Source organism: Burkholderia sp. JPY481 (assembly GCF_038900515.1).
GTDB classification, from domain to species: domain Bacteria; phylum Pseudomonadota; class Gammaproteobacteria; order Burkholderiales; family Burkholderiaceae; genus Paraburkholderia; species Paraburkholderia youngii.
The window spans coordinates 1-19,545 of record NZ_JAYMRT010000024.1; the positions used below are offsets into that span (position 1 = coordinate 1).

15 protein-coding genes and 1 pseudogene are annotated in these 19,545 nt (G+C 62.1%); 14 read left to right on the forward strand and 2 right to left on the reverse strand.

The features are described from left to right. Nucleotides 1-109 precede the first annotated feature (109 nt). Nucleotides 110-199, reverse strand: a pseudogene (locus VSR82_RS33900) (hypothetical protein); the annotation flags it as partial. A 566-nt stretch (nucleotides 200-765) separates the two neighbouring features. After that, entirely contained in the window at nucleotides 766-1,335 is a 570-nt protein-coding gene (locus VSR82_RS33905) for a hypothetical protein (protein ID WP_429462740.1), read from the reverse strand. Between the two features lie 1,043 nt (nucleotides 1,336-2,378). Between VSR82_RS33905 and VSR82_RS33910 the strand changes: the two genes are divergently transcribed. The 14 genes from VSR82_RS33910 (at nucleotide 2,379) to VSR82_RS33975 (ending at nucleotide 19,502) form a co-directional block, all read left to right on the forward strand. Next, nucleotides 2,379-3,551: a tetratricopeptide repeat protein gene (locus VSR82_RS33910; protein ID WP_368584245.1), complete on the forward strand. Its 1,173-nt coding sequence runs from the start codon at nucleotides 2,379-2,381 to the stop codon at nucleotides 3,549-3,551. Next, entirely contained in the window at nucleotides 3,488-4,687 is a 1,200-nt protein-coding gene (locus VSR82_RS33915; protein ID WP_429462742.1) for a HupE/UreJ family protein, read from the forward strand. Before VSR82_RS33910 ends, VSR82_RS33915 begins: the two co-directional genes overlap by 64 nt. Nucleotides 4,688-4,704: 17 nt before the next feature. Continuing rightward, nucleotides 4,705-6,171 (forward strand): DUF4331 domain-containing protein, encoded by a 1,467-nt coding sequence (locus VSR82_RS33920; protein WP_498858476.1) that lies wholly within the window; start codon nucleotides 4,705-4,707, stop codon nucleotides 6,169-6,171. 539 nt (nucleotides 6,172-6,710) lie between these two features. Beyond that, a complete protein-coding gene (locus VSR82_RS33925) occupies nucleotides 6,711-7,982 on the forward strand; it encodes an ABC transporter substrate-binding protein (RefSeq protein ID WP_368584248.1) in 1,272 nt (423 codons plus the stop codon). A 95-nt stretch (nucleotides 7,983-8,077) separates the two neighbouring features. Beyond that, nucleotides 8,078-8,956 (forward strand): carbohydrate ABC transporter permease, encoded by an 879-nt coding sequence (locus VSR82_RS33930; protein ID WP_184129560.1) that lies wholly within the window; start codon nucleotides 8,078-8,080, stop codon nucleotides 8,954-8,956. Next, a complete protein-coding gene (locus tag VSR82_RS33935) occupies nucleotides 8,944-9,756 on the forward strand; it encodes a carbohydrate ABC transporter permease (RefSeq protein WP_410850935.1) in 813 nt (270 codons plus the stop codon). Before VSR82_RS33930 ends, VSR82_RS33935 begins: the two co-directional genes overlap by 13 nt. 10 nt (nucleotides 9,757-9,766) lie before the next feature. After that, entirely contained in the window at nucleotides 9,767-10,801 is a 1,035-nt protein-coding gene (locus VSR82_RS33940; RefSeq protein ID WP_368584250.1) for an NAD(P)-dependent alcohol dehydrogenase, read from the forward strand. A gap of 3 nt (nucleotides 10,802-10,804) precedes the next feature. Further along, nucleotides 10,805-11,974, forward strand: a complete 1,170-nt coding sequence (locus VSR82_RS33945; protein WP_410850933.1) for an ABC transporter ATP-binding protein — start codon at nucleotides 10,805-10,807, stop codon at nucleotides 11,972-11,974. A gap of 54 nt (nucleotides 11,975-12,028) precedes the next feature. Further along, nucleotides 12,029-12,922, forward strand: coding sequence for an AraC family transcriptional regulator (locus VSR82_RS33950; RefSeq protein ID WP_410850932.1), 894 nt, complete (start codon nucleotides 12,029-12,031; stop codon nucleotides 12,920-12,922). 47 nt (nucleotides 12,923-12,969) lie between these two features. Further along, complete coding sequence (gene xylB / locus VSR82_RS33955; RefSeq protein ID WP_498858477.1) at nucleotides 12,970-14,430, forward strand: xylulokinase; 1,461 nt, start codon at nucleotides 12,970-12,972, stop codon at nucleotides 14,428-14,430. 540 nt (nucleotides 14,431-14,970) lie between these two features. Further along, entirely contained in the window at nucleotides 14,971-16,005 is a 1,035-nt protein-coding gene (locus VSR82_RS33960) for an ABC transporter substrate-binding protein (protein ID WP_429462746.1), read from the forward strand. Between the two features lie 70 nt (nucleotides 16,006-16,075). Continuing rightward, nucleotides 16,076-17,557 carry a sugar ABC transporter ATP-binding protein gene (locus VSR82_RS33965; protein ID WP_429462747.1) on the forward strand — a complete coding sequence of 494 codons (1,482 nt, stop codon included), beginning with the start codon at nucleotides 16,076-16,078 and terminating at the stop codon, nucleotides 17,555-17,557. Next, entirely contained in the window at nucleotides 17,554-18,519 is a 966-nt protein-coding gene (locus tag VSR82_RS33970) for an ABC transporter permease (RefSeq protein WP_152853071.1), read from the forward strand. The genes VSR82_RS33965 and VSR82_RS33970 overlap by 4 nt, the downstream gene beginning before the upstream one ends. Beyond that, nucleotides 18,516-19,502: an ABC transporter permease gene (locus VSR82_RS33975; protein WP_498858478.1), complete on the forward strand. Its 987-nt coding sequence runs from the start codon at nucleotides 18,516-18,518 to the stop codon at nucleotides 19,500-19,502. Before VSR82_RS33970 ends, VSR82_RS33975 begins: the two co-directional genes overlap by 4 nt. Nucleotides 19,503-19,545 lie beyond the last annotated feature (43 nt).

The window sequence follows — 19,545 nt, forward strand, 5'->3', positions numbered from 1 at the left end:
CGTCAGGGAAGGTGTACGGGCTATCAAGGAAAGGCGACCGCCTCACTTCAAGGCCCGACAGGAAGCAGAGAAGTCACTCAAGTTGCCGGGCTTCTAACCAAAGGATGCACTATGTCACGAGACTCCCGCGTTTGCCACGAAACACGAAGACCTGCCCGCAGAACGGATCCGGTTCAAGCACCGTCTGCACCTTGGTGGCGAGACTGTTGAATCATGCCCGCATGCCTTCACGCCCGCAGCAAGCCACACACGCGTGCCGACAGGAAGACCGATCACGCATCAGTCTCCGCCGCGGCGCCCAACGTACGCAACACAACACGCAGCGTGGCTGCGTCGGGTGTGCCCTCGATACGCACGCGTGTAATACAGGCCGCAGGCACGCTACTTCGAACAATGTAGTCATTGCTCGCAGGTGAAATCGCCGAACCGAAAACCGAAACATGAGGGTCTGCTCTCGGGTCTGTTGCGGGTCTGAGCCGATCGCGTCAGGCAGTGTCGGTCAGGCAGGGTCATTCGCTCGTACCGCCGGTCGGACATTCGGACAGCGGCTCAGAATCTGCAAACGGTCACTCGTCGCACTCGGAGGCGACTGTCCGAACGACATGGAACCCGGCGCCCTAATGGGAGGCCCCCCGCTGACGCCACTACAACAGCAACGATGCTGGGGCACGTGGCCGGGAACGCCGGCACGAAGTTTTGGTGATCAATGTTGATGCAGAGGGTCTGGGCAAGAAACTACCCTACAGAATTGCCGTGCGGGTCGGGCTAGCGCCGTCGCATGCCACCGAAGCCGCGCATGCCGCTGGGCGCTTGCATGCCGCCGAAGCCACGCATGCCGCCGGACGCTTGCATGCCGCCGAAGCCGCGCATGCCACTGGACGCTCGAACGCCGCCGAAGCCACGAATGCCGCCGCTCGGGAAAGGTCCGCGGTGAAAGCCCGCGCCCACCGGGTTGCCGAAGTGGTTGTGATCCAGTTGATGGAAATGACGGAAGTGGTGGAAGTGATGGAAACGATCGACGAAGATGAAGCTCACACCCGCGCCGATGAAAATCGGCGGCCCCCACCACCACGGGTCAGGATATGGGTAGGCGGCAACCGAATACCACAACGCCCCGCCATCGGGACTCTGCTCGAACTGCCATGTCCCGTCACTTTGCAGGCACGCGCGCCCGATGATCTGTTGCATCGAACCGTCGATGTTCGCCTGACCGGCGACCGCGCGGCAATTGGTGCTGTTGGCCTGTATGGGTAAGCCGTCATATGCTTGCGCGAACGCGGGGGCAGAAAAGCTGACGTAGACGAGTAACGCCCCAAAGCCAAGTATCTTGTCCATGATGGACTCTTGCATGTATCGCCGACGTTTCGACGCGCGAAGTCGTCGGCGTCGCCCGGCACATCGGCGTGCTTCACAAATTCAAACCGCCACGAAAAAACGCGCGGCCGATGACGTGTTGCCTCACGATTAAACGATGCAGCAAGCTGGGTTATTCCGGAACGAAAATCTGTCCGGCAGGGTCAGTTTATCCAGGTGATTCAATAGTTGAAGCCATCAAGCGAACTTCAGCACCGACCCGCTCGGAACATTCGACCCGGAAGGTTGACTACCGCCGATGGCACAAATCAGGCGGGACATCGATCGGGCCTGCGGTCTGTGAACGTCCTTTTTTCTCGTTGGGCTAAGAGCTAAGGCCCCCCGCCGTACGCGGGTCGCCGAGCACCGACAGGGCATCGTCGGTCGGAGTGCCGCGAACTCCGGTCGTCGCTGCAAATATGATGGCGACGGTGCGAGTTAACACAGAGATGAGTCTGTACGTACTTGCCTCCAGCATGAAGCGCGTTATTAAGCTCCTTGTTCACAACGGCTGATTGAGACGTAGCAAGGTAACGCCGCCAATTTGACGGCGCTGCCCCCACGCTGTGGCTTAGGACATCGTTGTATTGACGGTTCATGACAGATCTTAAGCGTTGAATGTGATTGAGAAGTCGCCTACAAATCGAACCGGAAAGCCAAAAATGCAACTCGAACCCCGAAAAGGCTCATTCGCGCGTGCGCTATGTGCAGAGCGTTACAGACGAATCTAATTGAAGGTAGAGCGGCTGTATAGCGCAGACATCCTCACGCGATCGACATTAATTATTTCGCTCTTCACTCTCCCGCGCAGGCGGCGTAGCAGGCTGTGATTGACCCGGTGCGACCAACATCGACGTCAAGCGAAACCGGCTTTACTTCTGGCTAACCCGTCATGCTGAACCACGCTGACGTGGCGGACGCCCAAATTGCGCAGCCAAAAGCAAGACGCTGGAAGAAACAGTGACCGCAGACTGCATCCGGATCGGGACCTTTCGCGTATATCCCAATGCAGAAGGGGAAGGTCGATGTCGGGTTGGCGATTCGTACCGTTGGTAGCCGCGCTTGTCCTGCTCTCAGGCGAGAGTTGGGCGAAACCGTATGTACCCGAAAGCGACGGCGTGGTGCTCGAACACCTTCCAGAGAAAAACGATCCGGCGCTTGCGCAACTGAAGCGCATGCGCGCGACGCTGATGATGAACCCGCGCGATCTCAACCTCGCAGTGTCCGTCGTGCGTCGCGCTCTCGAAGCGGGGCGCAGGCTGGGCGATCCGCGCTTCTTCGGCCAGGCGCAGGCCGCGCTGGCGCCGTGGTGGGACGCGGAGGATGTGCCGCCGACCGCGTTATTGCTGCGCGCGACGCTCAAGCAAAGCCAGCATGATTTCGAAGGCTCGCTTGCCGATCTGGATAGGTTGCTGGCCGCGCATCCAGCGCTCGCGCAGGCGCGACTGACGCGCGCCACAGTGCTCAGCGTGCGCGGGCGCTACGCGGACGCGCGGCACGATTGCGAGCAACTGAGGGGACTCGTTGCACCCATCGTCGTCATGGGGTGCGATGCGACACCGGCGAGCCTGACCGGCAACGCAGCGAGCGCATACGGGGCGCTCGTGCAGGTGCTTGCGCAAGGTGCCGGCAGCCTCGATCTGCGCGAGTGGGCGTTGACGCTCGCCGCGGAAATTGCCGCTCGCCGCGGCGACTTCGATGCAGCCGAGCGACATTTCCGCGACGCACTTGCGCTCGACCCGCATGACGCTTATCTGCAGGGGGCATACGCCGATTTTCTGCTAGATCGCGGTCGTCCGCGAGAGTTGTTGCCACTTTTGCGTGATGCTGCAAAAAACGACATGCTGCTGCTTCGTTTAGTGCTGGCCGAGCAACAGCTGCCGGAATTGCGCGAGTCATTCGCTGCGCACCGTGAGGATCTTTCGGCGCGCTTTGACGCTGCGCGTCGCCGCGGGGATAGCGTGCATCGCAGGGAGGAGGCGCGCTTTCGTCTCACAGTGGAACATGACGCCAAAGCGGCACTCATTCTCGCGCGCGAAAACTGGTTGGTCCAACGCGAGCCGTCCGACCTGCGGATTCTGATCGAAGCCGCGCGCGCGGCCGGCGATGCTGATGCCCTAAAGAACGCATCCGATTGGGTCGCCGCAATGCATCTCGAAGATGTGGCGATCGCCACGCTGCTGCAGGTACGGCAATGAAACGGGTCCTCCTCGCCTTAATGCTCGCATTGCTGATAGCGCCCGCGTTTGCGCATAAGGCAAGCGACGCCTACCTCACGCTTGAGCGCAGCGGGCAAGCGCTGCGCGGTCAGTGGGATATCGCGCTACGCGATCTCGACAACGCGCTTGGGCTCGATGAGAACGGCGACGGGGACATCACGTGGGGAGAAGTACGTGCGCGAAAGCGCGATATCGCGGCATATGCGCTTGCACACCTCAAGGTGTCCTCTGCTGGCAAACTTTGTGCGCTCGAACCGGCTGGGCAACTGATCGACTCGCACACTGATGGCACCTACGCAGTGCTGACGTTCACAGGACAATGTCCGCGGGCGAGCCCAACGCTTTCTATTGATTACCGGCTGTTCGAAGGCCTTGATCCCCAGCATCGGGGACTTCTCAACTTCGTCGAGAATGGCCAGAGCCGAAGCGTCATATTTAGCGCTGACGCGCCGCACCGCATTGTCGGTACCGATACCGGCGGGCCGTTGACGCAGTTCGCGATATATCTGAACGAAGGCGTATGGCACATCTGGACCGGATACGACCACATCCTGTTCCTGCTCTCGCTGCTGCTGCCTGCGGTGCTGATTCGTGAGGGGCGTGCATGGCAGCCGGGCGCATCGTTTCGCCAGGCACTCGTCGATGTCACCAAGGTTGTGACCGCATTTACGGTGGCGCACTCGATCACACTCACGCTGGCGGCGCTATCGATCGTCGTGCTGCCTTCGCGGCTCGTTGAATCGGGCATCGCCTTGTCGGTAGTGCTGGCGGCGCTAAATAACCTGTTTCCGCACGTGACGAACGGACGCTGGATGGCGGCGTTCGGTTTCGGCCTGCTGCACGGATTGGGTTTTGCAGGCGCGTTGCACGACCTCGGCTTGCCGGCAGGTTCGCTTGCGTTGTCGCTCGCGGGATTCAATCTTGGCGTCGAAGCAGGACAACTCGCCATCGTATTCGCTTATCTGCCACTGGCGTTCTCGTTGCGGGCAACCTGGACATACCGGCGCGTGGTACTTGCCGGCGGCTCAGCGGTGACCGCGACCATCGCCATGATCTGGCTAGTCGAGCGCGCACTTAACGTTGCCATATTTGGCTCGTTGGCCGCCCCGTTATAACCTTGAAGGAGAACACCATGAGATCTGTTGCCCGCATCATGGCAGCCGTCGCGCTTTGCGCCGCGGCGCTTTGGAGCAGTGGAACACTCGCTGCCAGTCACCGCGAGGCCCCCCTGATTGCGAACGACCCGACCGCCGACAACACCGACTTTTACATGTTCCGGAGTTGGACGAACCCTAACAACGTCGTTTTCATTTTGAACGTGATTCCCATGCAGGACCCTGACGCCGGGCCGAACTATTTCAATTTCGGCGATGACGTGATTTATCGCATCAACGTCGACACCAATGGCAACGGCAGGGCCGACGACCTCGTCTATGAAATCCGCTTCAAGACCGAATTGCGCGGGGATCTGGCGAACCAACAGCTGCCGCTGTCATATGCCGCGCTACCGCCGATCACTGCGCTCGACGGCCCGGGCTCGGACGGTCTGATCCTGCGCCAGAGCTACACGGTGACGCAAGTGCGTCACGGCGAGCGCACCAATCTGGGTACCCAGACGATGTTCGCGGTCCCGTCCAACGTGGGACCGCTAACGATGCCCAATTGCGAAGCCCTGGCCGCACAGGGTATCTACTTGCTGGCGAACGGCGGCAAGGTCTTTGCCGGCCAGCGCGGTGAGACGTTCTACATCGACCTGGGGGCAGTGTTCGACACTGTCAATCTGCGCCGCACGCCACCCGTGTTGACACCGGCGGAGGATGCCAACGATCACGTGAATCCTTTTGGCAATGACACGTTCTCCGGCTTCAACATCAGCTCCATTGCGATCGAAGTGCCAATCAGCACGGTGACGTCTAAACCCAATGCCGTAATCGGCGCGTACGTGTCCACATTGCGTCGGGAAGGCCGCGGAATGGACCGCGATGACGACAGAGCCGGACGTTGGGTGCAGGTGTCCCGCATGGGCAATCCACTCGTCAACGAATTGATCATTGGGACCGACACGAAAGACAAATGGAATGCGACCGATCCGGACGACGAAGCGCACTTCCTGGGTTTCTATCTCAACTCAAGGCTGGCGACTGCACTCAACCTGCGGTTCGGCTTGACGATTCCCACGACTAACCGGACCGATTTGGTCAACGTGCTTCTCAAGTATCCGTCCCAACCGCAGACTGGGACGTGCGGCGCACGCGATTGCTCGGAACTTCTGCGGCTCGATCTGGGTGTTTCTCCGACACCACCTGCGCAGCAGCGTCGCCTCTCCGTTCTTGCTGGGGACAACGCCGGCTGGCCCAATGGGCGGCGCCCGAATGACGACGTGACCGATATCGCACTGAGGGTCGTTGCGGGCCGCCTGACAGGCGCGCCGACGGGCAATCTGTTGCTGGGTGATGGCGTGAACTTCAACATCGGTGCCGAAGGCAGCAACTTGACCGCGAACGGCATCTATACGATCTTCCCCTACCTGCCGACACCGCACGCAGGGAGAAATCGCCGCCACATCGACTGCGGTGAAGCGGGTGCCAATTCCTGCTGAATGGTGATCGAGGTCCGCCGCGATCCGGCATAAGGTGTTCGCGGCGGTCGACAATTGCACAAAACATCACCAATACTTAAGCAGAGAGATCTGGCAGGCACTGTGATCTGGAAGATCGTGCGCGCGGCGAGTTCGCGCTGGCCCACAATTGACCGCGGCCGGGCAAGTCCACACCGGCCGTTCCAACGAGCGCCGTGACGGTCGGCGAAAAGTTGCTCCAGGCTCTTCGGCTTACTCATCGCCGACTCTTCTATTCGTTCAGTTCAAAACGCTAACCGATTCGCTGGCGCGATTTGCAGCAGACGCGTCAGATCGGCCTCTCGGCAGCTCAGGACGCATACAAGCGGGTTTTCCGCTGAACGGACCGACACAAAATTTTGCGCTGCACACAAAAACTGAGCAAAAAGTACAGACAAACTGCCCCGTTTTGGTGTGGATGGCACTCCGGCTAGGTGCTAACTTGTGCTCGCTATCTGCCGGCAGGCAAAACTCGCCGCCCGATAACGCGGATTCGAACGAAAACCTACAAGGAGACAGCGGTGAAAAGGTTCCCCTATTGCACACTGTGTGCACTGCTGAGCGCGAGCGTGCCGATCGTGTCGGTCGCGCAAACGTGCGACGTCCCAGTCCTCAAAGTGCTTGCGCAGAAGAGTCTCGGCCTGACCGTGATGGAAAAGTCCTTGCCGGACTACCAGAAGAAGACCGGCACGAAGATCGAAATCAGCTATTTCGGAGAGAACGACCGCCGCGCGAAATCACGGCTCGACGCATCGACCGGCGCTGGGTCCTACCAGGTCTATTACGTGGATGAAGCAAACGTCTCCGAGTTCGCGACAGCGGGCTGGATCGTGCCCTTGCTGAAGTACTACCCCAAGGATGCCGATTACAACGATTTCCTCCCCGGACGCCGCGCCGTAGCGAGCTACAAGGGCGTCGCGTATTTCGCGCCGCTGATTGGCGGTTCCGATTTCCTCTTTTATCGCCGGGATATTCTCGACAAGGCACACATGCCCGTGCCGCGCACGCTCGACGAACTGGTTGCCGACATCAAGAAGCTGAACGCGCCGCCGAACCTCTACGGTTGGGTTGCGCGAGGCCAGCGCGGCTCTGGAATGAACGTCTGGCGCTGGGCTCCGTTCATGCTGGCTGAAGGCGGAACATGGACCGACAAGGAGCAGCAACCCGCGTTCAATTCGCCGTCCGCCGTCAAGGCCACGCAGCTTTACACGGACCTCTTCAAGTACGCACCTCCCGGCTCGACCACCTACGACTGGAGCAACGCACTCGAGGCATTCCGCTCCGGCAAGGTGGCGTTCATGATCGAGTCAACTCCGTTCGCCGACTGGATGGAAGACCCCACCAAGTCGAGTGTCGCTGACAAGGTCGGCTACGTCCGGCCGCCGGCACCGCTGCCCTCCGCTGCTTACGGGCATGGCCTGGCCATTTCCGCGGTTGGCGCGAAGGACGAATGCAGCCGGCAGGCCGCAGGCAAGTTCATCGCGTGGGCAACGAGCAAGGAACAGGAGCAGGCGCGTTTGCGCGAGAACGTATTCAGCGACTACAACCGCACCAGCACGATCGAAAGCGACTACTTCCAGAAGCACGTCAAGCCGCAGATCCTCGCCGGATTGAAGGATACGACGCCGGTGTCGAAGGTCACGTTCTGGCCAAGCCCGCAATGGCCGGATATCGGCGACAACCTCGGCGTGGCGCTCGAGGAGATCTTTACGGGCACCCAAAAGGACATTCAGGGTGCGCTGAACGATTCGACCCAGTACGCGCAGGATGCCATGGAGCATGCGCGCAAGTGAGCAGCAGCACGGGGATGAACGCGAGGCGCGCGAATCCCCTCTGCGAACGGGAGCGGCAGCAGACGCTCCTGAGTGGTTCGATGCTGGAGATCTGAATGTTCAATCGCGGAAAGACTAGCCTTCCGTTCGTGTTTCTTGTACCGCCTCTCGTTGCGATGGCGGTGCTGGGATTCGTCCCGACCGTCGCGGCAATCAACCTCGCGCTCAGGAATCGCGTGCTGCGCTACCCGGATAGCGAACTGGTGTGGTTTCGCAATTTCGTGCGCCTTGCCGCCGACCGGCGCTTTATCAACTCCATTGAAGTTTCAGTGATCTGGGAGATTGTCACGGTGCTCGGTGCGGTCGCGCTCGGCATCGTCGTTGCAATTTATCTGTTCGAGCACGTGCACGGCCGGTTGCGCAATGCCATCAGTGTTTTGTTGATCATTCCCGTGCTGTTGCCACGCGTTTCCGCGGCGTTTATCTGGAAGTTCATGTACTCGCCGCTCAACGGCATCCTCAGCTGGCTGGTCGGTCTGTTCGGTTTTACGAACACGGCCTTTCTCTCCGATCCGGGGCTCGCGCTCTATGCGGTCGCGCTGGTCGATGTCTGGCAATGGGGGCTGTTCTTCTCGGTGGTCGTGCTAAAGCTGCTCGAAACGCTGCCGCCCGAGCCGCTCGAAGCGGCACGGCTCGACTATGCGAGCACCTGGCAGGTCTACGCGTACATCGCGCTGCCGATGCTCAAGGCGCCGATCATGAGTCTCGTGTTCATCAAGATGGTGGAATCGCTGCGCTCGTTCGACCTGATTTACGTAATGACCAAAGGCGGCCCGGGCGTCTCCACCGAAACGCTGGACCTGTATGCGTACTCCCAGGGGATCGGTCTCGCGGGAAAGGTGTCGTACGCATCGAGCATGGCGGTGTTGATGATGGCCGCAACAACCTTGATTTTCACGCTGATCTGGAAGCGGGTGAACAAATGGGAAGACTGATCTCCCGCAGTACGATCCTGTTGTTTGGCGTGGCGCTCGCCGTGGTGGCGGTGTTTCCCGTCCTTTGGGCGGTCCTCAATTCGCTGAAAAACCTGCTCGATATCGTCACACCTACGCCGCGTTTCATCTTTACGCCGACTCTGGACAATTACCGGCAGGTCATTTCAAGCCCGGAGGTGCTGATCGCGCTGGAGAACAGTTCCGTGATCGTGGGCACCGCGGTCGTGCTGGGCACGCTGCTCGGCGTGCCGGCGGCCTATGTGATCGCGCGTTTTCACGTTCCCGCAAAACGCGACATCCAGTTCTTTCTGTTGTCGCTGCGTTTCCTGCCGCCCGTGGCAATCGCGATTCCACTCATTGCGATCTGGGTAGACCTGGGTCTGTATGACACGCGTTTCTCGATGATAGTCACCTATCTGCTGACGACGTTGTCCACCATCACATGGCTGTCGATACCCGTATTCCAGCGTATGCCGCGCGAGATCGAAGAGGCCGCCACGCTCGACGGCTATGGACCTTACGCGGTGTTCTGGCGCATTGCGTTGCCGACCTGTGGCAACACGCTGCTGGGCGGCATCATATTCAGTTTCGTGCTGGTCTGGAACGAACTGATGATAGGCCTCGCATTGACGTCCTCGCGCAGCGCCACCCTGCCCGTCGTGGCGTCTGCCTTTACGTCGCTCGGACAGGAAGTGCCGTGGGGCGTGATCAATGCGTCGACGGTCCTGCTCGCGCTGCCACCGATCATCTTCGTGGGCGTGCTGATCCGCTTGCTGAACTCAATGCTCAAAGGAAAATGAGGAGAATGTCGTGAAGGCACTTGTACTGGAAGAAGCTCGACGCCTGAGCCTGCGGGACATCGATTTGCCGCTCGCCGTCGGGCCGCGCGACGTCAAGGTCCGCATTCATACCGTTGGCGTGTGCGGGAGTGACGTGCACTACTTCACGCACGGCCGGATTGGGCCGTTCAAGGTCGAGCAACCTATGGTGCTCGGTCATGAAGCATCGGGCACGATCGTCGAGGTGGGTAGCGAGGTGGGCCACCTGAAGGTAGGCGACCGGGTTTGCATGGAACCCGGAGTGCCGCAGTTCGACTCGCGTGCGACCATGCGCGGACTCTATAACCTGGACCCTGCTGTGCGATTCTGGGCCACTCCGCCGGTGCATGGCTGCCTGACACCCTACGTGGTTCACCCAGCCGCGTTCACCTACCGCCTGCCCGACAATGTTTCGTTCGCGCAAGGGGCGATCGTCGAGCCGCTGTCGATCGGACTGCAAGCGGCCACGAAGGCCGCCATGAAGCCCGGCGACGTGGCGGTCGTGATCGGCGCCGGCACCATCGGCGCAATGACGGCACTCGCGGCGCTCGCGGGCGGCGCGTCGCGCGTGATCCTGGCAGACGTCGTGAAAGAGAAATTGCGCCATTTCGCCGGCAATCCCGCGGTGACCACCGTGAATGCCGCCGAGCAATCGCTCGTCGACGTGGTGCGTCGGGTGACCGAAGACTGGGGCGCCGATGTCGTGTTCGAAGCGTCGGGCAACGCGAAGGTCTTCGAAACACTGCTGGATCTGGTGTGTCCGGGCGGTTGCGCGGTGCTGGTGGGCATGCCGCCAGGCCCGGTCGCGCTGGACGTGGTAGCCATGCAAGCGAAGGAAATCCGGCTCGAATCCGTGTTCCGCTACGCGAATATTTTCCCGCGGGCGCTGGCCCTGATCAGTTCGGGAATGATCGACGTCGATCCATTCATCTCCCGCAAATTCGCCTTTTCAGAAGGCATCAAGGCGTTCGAGGAAGCCGCAGCCGGTCGGCCCGAGGACGTGAAGATCCAGATCGAAATGGACTGAATCATGGCGAATATTGTCTGCGAAGGACTGACGAAGCAGTACGACGGGGGGCAGCCGGTGTTGCATCCTCTCGACCTGCACATCGACGAAGGCGAGTTCGTCGTGCTGCTGGGGCCGTCGGGATGCGGCAAATCGACGATGCTGCGCATGATCGCGGGGCTGGAGGAAATCTCCGGAGGCAGCCTGTCGATTGGCGGCCGGGTAGTGAACGATGTGCCTGCACGCGAGCGCAATGTTGCAATGGTGTTTCAGAACTATGCTCTGTATCCGCACATGAGCGTGTACGAGAACATTGCCTTCGGCCTGCGGCGCCTCAAAACGCCCAAGGCGGAGATCGACCGCCGCGTGCGCGAAGTGGCGGCCCTGCTGAATCTGGACGCCCTGCTCGAACGCAAGCCGCGCGCCATGTCGGGTGGCCAGCAGCAGCGCGCCGCCATCGCCCGGGCGATGATCAAGACGCCCTCTGTCTTCCTGTTCGACGAGCCGTTGTCGAACCTCGACGCCAAGCTGCGGGCACAGTTGCGCACTGACATCAAGCGCTTGCATCAGCGCCTCAAAACGACCACCGTCTACGTGACGCACGACCAACTCGAGGCGATGACGCTAGCCGACCGCGTCATTCTGATGCGAGGCGGTCACATCGAGCAGGAAGGCACGCCGACCGAGCTTTACCGGTATCCGCGCACGATTTTTGGCGCGGGTTTTATCGGCACGCCCGCGATGAACTTTCTCGATGGCTCCGTGCAATGCACAGGCGAGCGAGTGACTGTCTCGTCTGCCGCCGGTCACTGGCAGCTACGCGCGAACCGTTTTCGGCGCTTGCAGGACGGGCAGACGATCAAACTGGCAGTCCGGCCTAATTTCGTACGGATTCCAGAATCCGGGACAACGGACGGAGATCTCGTGCTCAACGGTGCGGCGGAGCTCGTTGAAGTGTTGGGCGCGGAAGCGCTCATTACCGTTGACTGCTCGGGTGAACGTGTAACCGCACTGGTTCCGGCGAGTGCCGCGCCTCATACCGGAGATCACGTCAAGCTCGCGTTCCACGAACGGGATCTGCATGTTTTCGACGTCGCGACCGGAGAAAATGTTTCGCTCGAGCCGGCAGATGAGGCGGCGGCGCCCCTACCCGCCGCGCGCCTGCACGCGGCGTCCGGCCTCGGAGTACATTAGCGTGCAAGCGCGCGCATGTCACGCGAAGTGAGAGTTGCTGTGGAGGCGAGAACAATGAATCCGGATCTCGAATTGGTCCATACCCGTCAGGACGAGTCCTTTCGCGCCTGGGTGCACGACTATCCGCATACGGTCGCGAAATGGCACTTCCACCCGGAATACGAAGTGCACGTGATCCGTGCCTCCTCGGGGAAGTTCTTTGTGGGGGACCACATAGGGGACTTCCAACCCGGCAATATCGTGTTGACTGGCCCGAATCTGCCGCATAACTGGGTGACGGACAGCGACGGCGGTGCCAGCGTGCCGTCCCGCGACCTCGTGCTGCAGTTCTCACGCGATGCCGTCGACAGGATGGTCGCGGCTTTTGCCGAACTCAGTCCTGTGATGGCGCTGATTGACCAGGCGTCGCAAGGCATGCAGTTTCCGGACGCACTCGGCCTCGCGATCGCCCCTGTCATGCAGGAACTCTCCGGTGCGCACGGTGCGCGACGCGTCATGCTGCTGATGTCGATCTTCGATCAGTTAATCGCCTGCAGCAGCAGGAAGCTGCTCGCCGGACCGGCGTACAACGTCAGTGCGCAGCGCTATATGTCGTCGACCATCAACCAGGTACTGTCTTATATCCAGCAGAATCTCGCCGGAAACCTGCGCGAAGTCGACGTCGCAGAAATGGCGGGCATGAGCGTCAGCAGTTTTACGCGTTTCTTCAAACGTCACACCGGCTGCACGTTCATCCAGTATCAGAATCGGCTGCGCCTGAATGAAGCCTGTGAGCTGCTCATGTGTTCGGATCTCGGAGTGACCGAGATCTGCTACCGCGTTGGGTTCAATAACGTATCAAACTTCAACCGGCAGTTTCTCACGCAAAAAGGGATTCCGCCTTCGAGGTTTCGCGCGTTGCACCGACTCAACGACGCTCCGTCACGCGAACACAAGGCTGCGGCCTGAGACCATGCCAGGCGGCGCGGCCGCCTACTCACCGTTGGGAATACACCTTGAGTTATCTGGGAATCGACCTCGGTACGTCCGAGGTGAAGGTAGTGCTCACCGATGCCGACTCGAACGTCATCGCCAGCAGCCGGGCTGGACTGCGTGTCGACAATCCTCACCCCCTCTGGTCGGAGCAAAGCCCTCAGGACTGGTGGAACGCCACGCTCGACGCCATAGCGGCAATCCGCGCCGAGCACCCTCGCGTGTTCGGGGCACTGCGCGGTATCGGCCTCTCCGGCCAGATGCACGGTGCAACGCTAGTCGATCGCAGTGGCAATGTTCTGCGTCCGGCGATCCTCTGGAATGACACACGCGCATACGCCGAGTGCGTGGAGCTCGAGGCGCTCGTGCCCGATTCCCGCAGTATCACCGGGAATCAGGCCATGCCGGGCTTCACGGCGCCCAAGCTGCTTTGGCTCTCGAAGTACGAGCCCGCTGTCTTTCGTGCCGTGCACAAGGTGCTGCTTCCGAAGGACTACATTGCGTGGCGCCTGACTGGCGAGTTTACCTCCGACATGTCCGACGCCTCGGGAACCCTCTGGCTCGACGTCGCGAAACGGGACTGGTCGGACCGCATGCTCTCCGCGATCGGTATGTCGAGGGAGAACATGCCTCGGCTGGTTGAAGGCAGCGAGCCTGCAGCCCAACTGCGGGGAGAACTTCAGCGCGAGTGGAGCCTCGACGGCAGCGTGACGGTTTGTGGCGGCGCAGGTGACAACGCCGCGAGCGCAATTGGCATTGGTGTTGCCCGGCCGGGCGATGCGTTTCTGTCGCTGGGGACATCAGGCGTGCTTTTCGCCGCGACCGACGGCTATGCACCGAACCCGGGGCAGGCGGTCCATGCGTTTTGCCATTGCGTGCCGCAGCAATGGCATCAGATGAGCGTGATCCTCAGCGCAGCGGCGAGCCTGCACTGGCTGTCCGGTTTGCTTAAGAGCAGCGTTGCCGAACTGATCGAGATCGCACCTTCGGGACAAAGCGCCACAGCGCCTATTTTTCTGCCCTATTTGAACGGAGAACGCACGCCGCACAACGATGCCACTGCAAAGGGCATCTTCTATGGCATGACGTCAGCGCACGGTGCTCAGCATCTCGCCTACAGCGTGATGGAAGGTGTCGCGTTCGCGATGGCGGATGGATACGCCGCGTTGCAGGCTGCGGGAACGACGCTGAGCGCCGCCTCGTTTGTGGGCGGTGGCTCGCGCAGCGCATTCTGGGGGAAACTCTGTGCTTCCGCACTGGGCTTCGAACTCAATCGGAATGAAGGCAGCGAACTCGGCGCGGCACTTGGAGCAGGTCGCCTCGCTCGTCTTGCATGTGAACGGGAAACACTTGCTGCCGTGGTCAAAACGCCGGCCGTCGTTGAAAGATATGAACCCGACCCGGCGCTTCGGAGCGTGCTGGGAGACCGGTTCGCACGGTATCGGCGGCTTTATCAGGCATTGAAATCCGAGTTTCGTACCTGACCGGCTGGAGGACATCAGGCGCGAAGCGTTCGCCTGGCCATCCGCTGCCGCTTCACGAAACGCTTGCTGACCACCTGGTTGACAGCCGACTCGACGTAGCTCGAGAGGATCGGCTGGCCATGGTGGCAGGCGTTTCCGGTCACACTTCCCTAGTTCTTTCTTCTGTGCCGGGGCGTGGTTGTGTCCGCCACGACGGCCTTGTGGACCGGTGTCTTGTCCTTCCAAGCCCAGCAGCGCGGGACTCCGACAGCAATTCGGCTATGTCGACGACGTTCGCGGTTTGCCTTTCATGGTGCAATTTCTCTTTTCCGCTTCAAAGCGATGGCTCTTTGTCGTCTCCGCGCTGATTCGGTCCTAAATTCGTTACCGGTAACCAACCGCATTGCACGCGCCAAAACCAGTCGCTATACTGGCTCCGCGATCAATTGGCCTGACCAGAATAATTGGCCTGACCGCTGCAGCGATCAATACAGACCGATAGCGGCGCACTGCCAGTGAAGCCGCGTCATGTCGCGAAGAAAAACCATAGGAGACGACAGAATGTTCCGTAGAGGAATCGATGTCAGGGCCGCGCTCGTGCTCGCAGCGTGCATGGTCGGCAGCGCGGCGCACGCACAGGTCGCCATCGGCGATACGTCGCAAAAGAAAATCGCGCTATCCAACAGCTTCGCGGGCAACGCGTGGCGCCAGTCGATGCTCAAGAGCTGGAACACGGTCGCGCAACAGGCGGTGAGCGACAAGAAGATCGCCGCCGCGCCCGCGTTCACGACCGCTGAAAACCAGGTGACCGAGCAGGCGCAGCAGGTGCAAAACCTGGTCCTGCAAGGCTACAACGCGATCGTGATCGACGCCGTGTCGCCCACCGCACTCAACGGTACGATCAAGAAGGCATGCGCGGCGGGCATCGTCGTCGTGTCGTTCGACGGTGTGGTCGACGAGCCGTGCGCGTATCGCATCAATTTTGATTTCAAGGGCTGGGCCGAACAGGGCGTCGACTACCTGGCGACCCGCTTGAACGGCAAAGGCAACGTCCTGGAAGTGCGGGGCGTGGCCGGCATCTCCGTCGACAACCTGATGCATGAAGGCGTGCTCGAAGGGCTGAAGAAGCATCCGGGCCTGAAGCTCGTCGGCTCGGTGAACGGCGACTGGACGCAGTCGGTCGCGCAGAAGGCCGTCGCGGGCATTCTTCCGACGCTGCCGCAAGTCGATGGCGTCGCGACCGAAGGCGAGATGTCGTTCGGCATCGCGCAGGCGTTCAAGGCAGCCAATCGACCCACGCCGCCGATGATCATCGGCAGCACCTACCCGGAACTCCAGTGGTGGAACGAGCAGGCGAAGACCGGTTACCAGTCGCGCTCGCTGTCGAACCCGCCGGGCGCTGTGTCGTTCGCGTTCTGGGTCGCGCAGCAGGTGCTCGCCGGCAAGCACATTCCGAAGGACGTAACGATCAACGTGCCGCTGCTCGCAATCTCCGAACAGGAATTGCCGGCGAAGCTCGCAGCGACGCCGCCCGGCGGGCTCGCCGACGTGACCTACACGTTACCGCAGACCGTGGCCTTGCTCGACAAGAAGTAAGCGCGTCCGGTCACATCCCAGCAAGCAATTCGAGCAGGCAGTTCGCGTCGCCAAGCATGGAGGCATGTGAATGGGAGCAACATCAAGCAACGAGCAGCAGCGCGCGCTGATTCGCTTCGAAGGCATCGGCAAGGTCTTCGGCCGGGTACGCGCGCTCGCCGACATCGACTTCGCGTTCCAGCGCGGAGAATGCGTCGGGATCGCGGGACACAACGGCGCCGGCAAGTCCACGCTGATGGCGGTGCTGGCCGGCGTCTATCCGCCGACGCAGGGGCGCATCGTCGTCGACGGCCAGCCCGCGCCGCATTACGACGCGAACGCCGCGCGCGATGCGGGCGTGCGCTGCGTGTTCCAGGAGTTGTCGCTGTGCGCGAACCTGACGGTCGCCGAGAACATGACGATCGTGCATCCGCAATTGCGCGGGCGCGGCTGGCGCCGCGAGGCGACCGCGCTGATGCGCGAGAAACTCGATGAAATCTTCCCCGGCAATGGGCTCAAGGGCAACGAGCTGGTTTCCGACCTGACGCTCACGCAACAGCAGATGGTGGAGATCGCGCGCGGCTTCACGGTGACAGACACACCGGTGCGGCTCGTGATTCTCGACGAGCCGACCTCATCGCTCGACGCGCATACCGCCGATCAATTGCTCGCGTTCGTGCGACGCGCCGCGCAACGCGGTATCACGTGCGTACTGATCACGCACATGCTCGGCGAGATCGAGCGTGTCGCGGATCGCGTGGCCGTGATGCGCGACGGCGGCATCGTCGGCGTGTTGCCGCGCGAGGCGTCGAGCCGCGCGGCGATCATCCAGGCGATGGGCCAGCAGCTCGAAGCGGACAAGACCCCCACGGCCGCGCGCTCGAGCAACGCGCGCGGCGGCGAACGCGCGTTCCGCTGGAACGTCGGCGCACATAAGCGCACGTCGATAGAGGCATCGCGCGGCGAGATCGTCGGCTTTGCGGGACTCGCCGGACAAGGGCAGACGGAGGCGCTGCTCGCGATCTACGAGGCCGCGACGCGTCACGGCGCCGCCCGCGTGAAGGCCGCGTTCGTCGCGGGCGACCGCGGCCGCGACGGCGTGTTTCCGGTCTGGTCGATTGCGCAGAATCTGGATCTGCGGTGGCTACTCGGCGGCGCGAAAGCGCGGCGAGGTCTGGTTGATCGCACCGCGGCGCGCGCGCTCGTCGAAGCGTGGCGCACGAAGATCGGCATACGCGGCGCGCCGATGAACGCGGGCATTCTGTCGCTGTCCGGCGGCAATCAGCAGAAGGTGCTGTTCGCGCGCGCGCTCGCGTCGGACGCGGAGTTGATCCTGATGGACGATCCCACGCGCGGCGTCGACGTCGGCACGAAGCGCGATATCTATCAGCTCGTGCACGACGAAGCGCACAAGGGCCGCACCTTCATCTGGTACACGACCGAAAACGAAGAGCTGTCGCATTGCGACCGCACGTATGTATTCCGCTCCGCCGCGGTCACGCGTGTGCTCTCTGCCGACCAATGCACGGAAGAAGCGCTGCTTGCGGCGAGCTTCGAGGAGCAGGCCGCATGACGCCCGCGCGCTTTACAGTCGAACGCTTCACTGTCCAAAACACTCAGGCGCGCCTGCGCGCACTGCTTCCGGCGATCTCGCTGATCGCGGTGCTGGTGCCGATCGTGATCATGCAGCCTGCGGTGATGAGCTACTTCGGCAGCAGCCTGCTGCTCAATCTCGCGGTGCCGATCGTGCTCGCGACGCTCGCGCAGCTCGCGATCATCACCGTCAACGATCTCGACCTGTCGATCGGTTCGTTCGTGAGCCTGGTCGCGTGCATCGGCGCGACGCTGCTCGCGAAAGAGCCCTGGCTCGGCGTGCTCGCGCTGGTCGGCTGCGTGCTGGCGTATGCGGCCGTCGGCGCGCTGATCGAGCTGCGGCAAATCCCGTCGATCGTCGTGACGCTCGGGCTTTCGTTCGTGTGGAGCGGCCTCGCGATCGTGCTGCTGCCTTCGCCTGGCGGCACGAGCCCCGGCTGGCTCGGCACCGCAATGAACTACCAGACGCCGTTGATCGCGGCGCCGATCGTGTGGTCTGTGGTGATCGCGATCATCGGCCATGTGCTGCTTATGCGCACCTCGGCCGGCGTGCGGATTCGCGGCGCCGGCGGCAATCCCCGCGCGATGCGTCGCTTCGGCTGGTCGCTCGTGCGCAGCAAGGCGACGCTGTACGGGATCGCGGGCATCTTCGGCGTGCTGTCTGGGCTGTCGTTGCTCGGCCTCACGACCTCCGCCGACGCGAATCTCGCGCTGCGCTACACGCTGCTGTCGATCGCGGCGGTGATCCTGGGCGGCGGCGAATTCATCGGCGGACGCGTGTCGGTGATCGGTGCCGTGCTCGGCGCGATAACGCTGACGCTTGCGGCATCGTTCCTCGCCTTCCTCAACATTTCGGCTGACTGGCAGGTCGGCATGCAAGGAGCGATTCTGATCATCGTGCTGTCGCTGCGCGTGCTGCTTCAACGCGGGGAGCGTCAATGAAATCGCAGACTTCGGACAGCGCGATCGGTGCCGGCGACGGCGTCTTCACGCGCTTGAGGGAACTTCAGGCGCCGTGGGCGTGGTCGTTCGTCGGCGCGGTGCTGGTGTGGTTCGGCATCGTCGGCGTGTTCGGCTTCGGCATCGCCAGCAACGTCGCGCAAACGGCGCTCACGTACGGCGTGTTCATGGTGTTGGTCGGTCTCGGACAGATGCTCGTGATCACGTCGGGTGTCGGCAACATCGACCTCTCGGTGCCGTCGACGATCGCCCTCGCCGGCGTGATCGGCATGCACGTGATGGGCGGATCGGACGCGCGCGTCGCCCTCGGCGTCGCAGCCGCGCTCGGCGTCGGCGTCGCGGTGGGCCTCGCGAATTATTTGCTGATCCGGTTGCTGCGCATTCCGCCGATCATCGCGACGCTGTCGTCGAGCTTCATCATCCAGTCGATCGCGATCACGCAAGGCCGGCAGCTGCCGCCGCCGCCGCCCGCGCTCGGCGCGTTCGCGACCGGCCGGTTCGTCGGCGTGCCGTACATCGCGCTTTTTGCGCTCGCGCTGTCGGCGGCGCTCGCGGTGCTGTTGCATCGCGCGGTGTATGGCCGCAGGCTTTCGGCGATCGGGCAGAACGCGCGGGCCGCGTGGCTCGCCGGAGTCGACGTGCACCGCACGCGCTGCGTCGCGTACGCGTTGTGCTCGATGATCGCCGCGCTCACCGCGCTGCTGCTCGCGGCGACTTCGGGCGGCGCGTCGCTCGACATGGGTGTCGAGTACATGCTGATCTCGATCGCCGTGGTCGTGATCGGCGGCACGCTGGTCGCCGGAGGCAAGGCGACGATCGTCGGCGTGTGGGGCGCGTCGATGTTCCTGTACCTCACCAACGCCGCGCTCAATGCGCTCGGCGCCGACGCGGGCGTGCGCGCGATCGTCTACGGCGTGCTGATCGTCGCGGTGACGGTCGCGGCCGGCGGAAAGACCGTGCGGTGAAGCCGCGCGAACCCGCATGAACTGCTTTTCGAATCTCCACAAA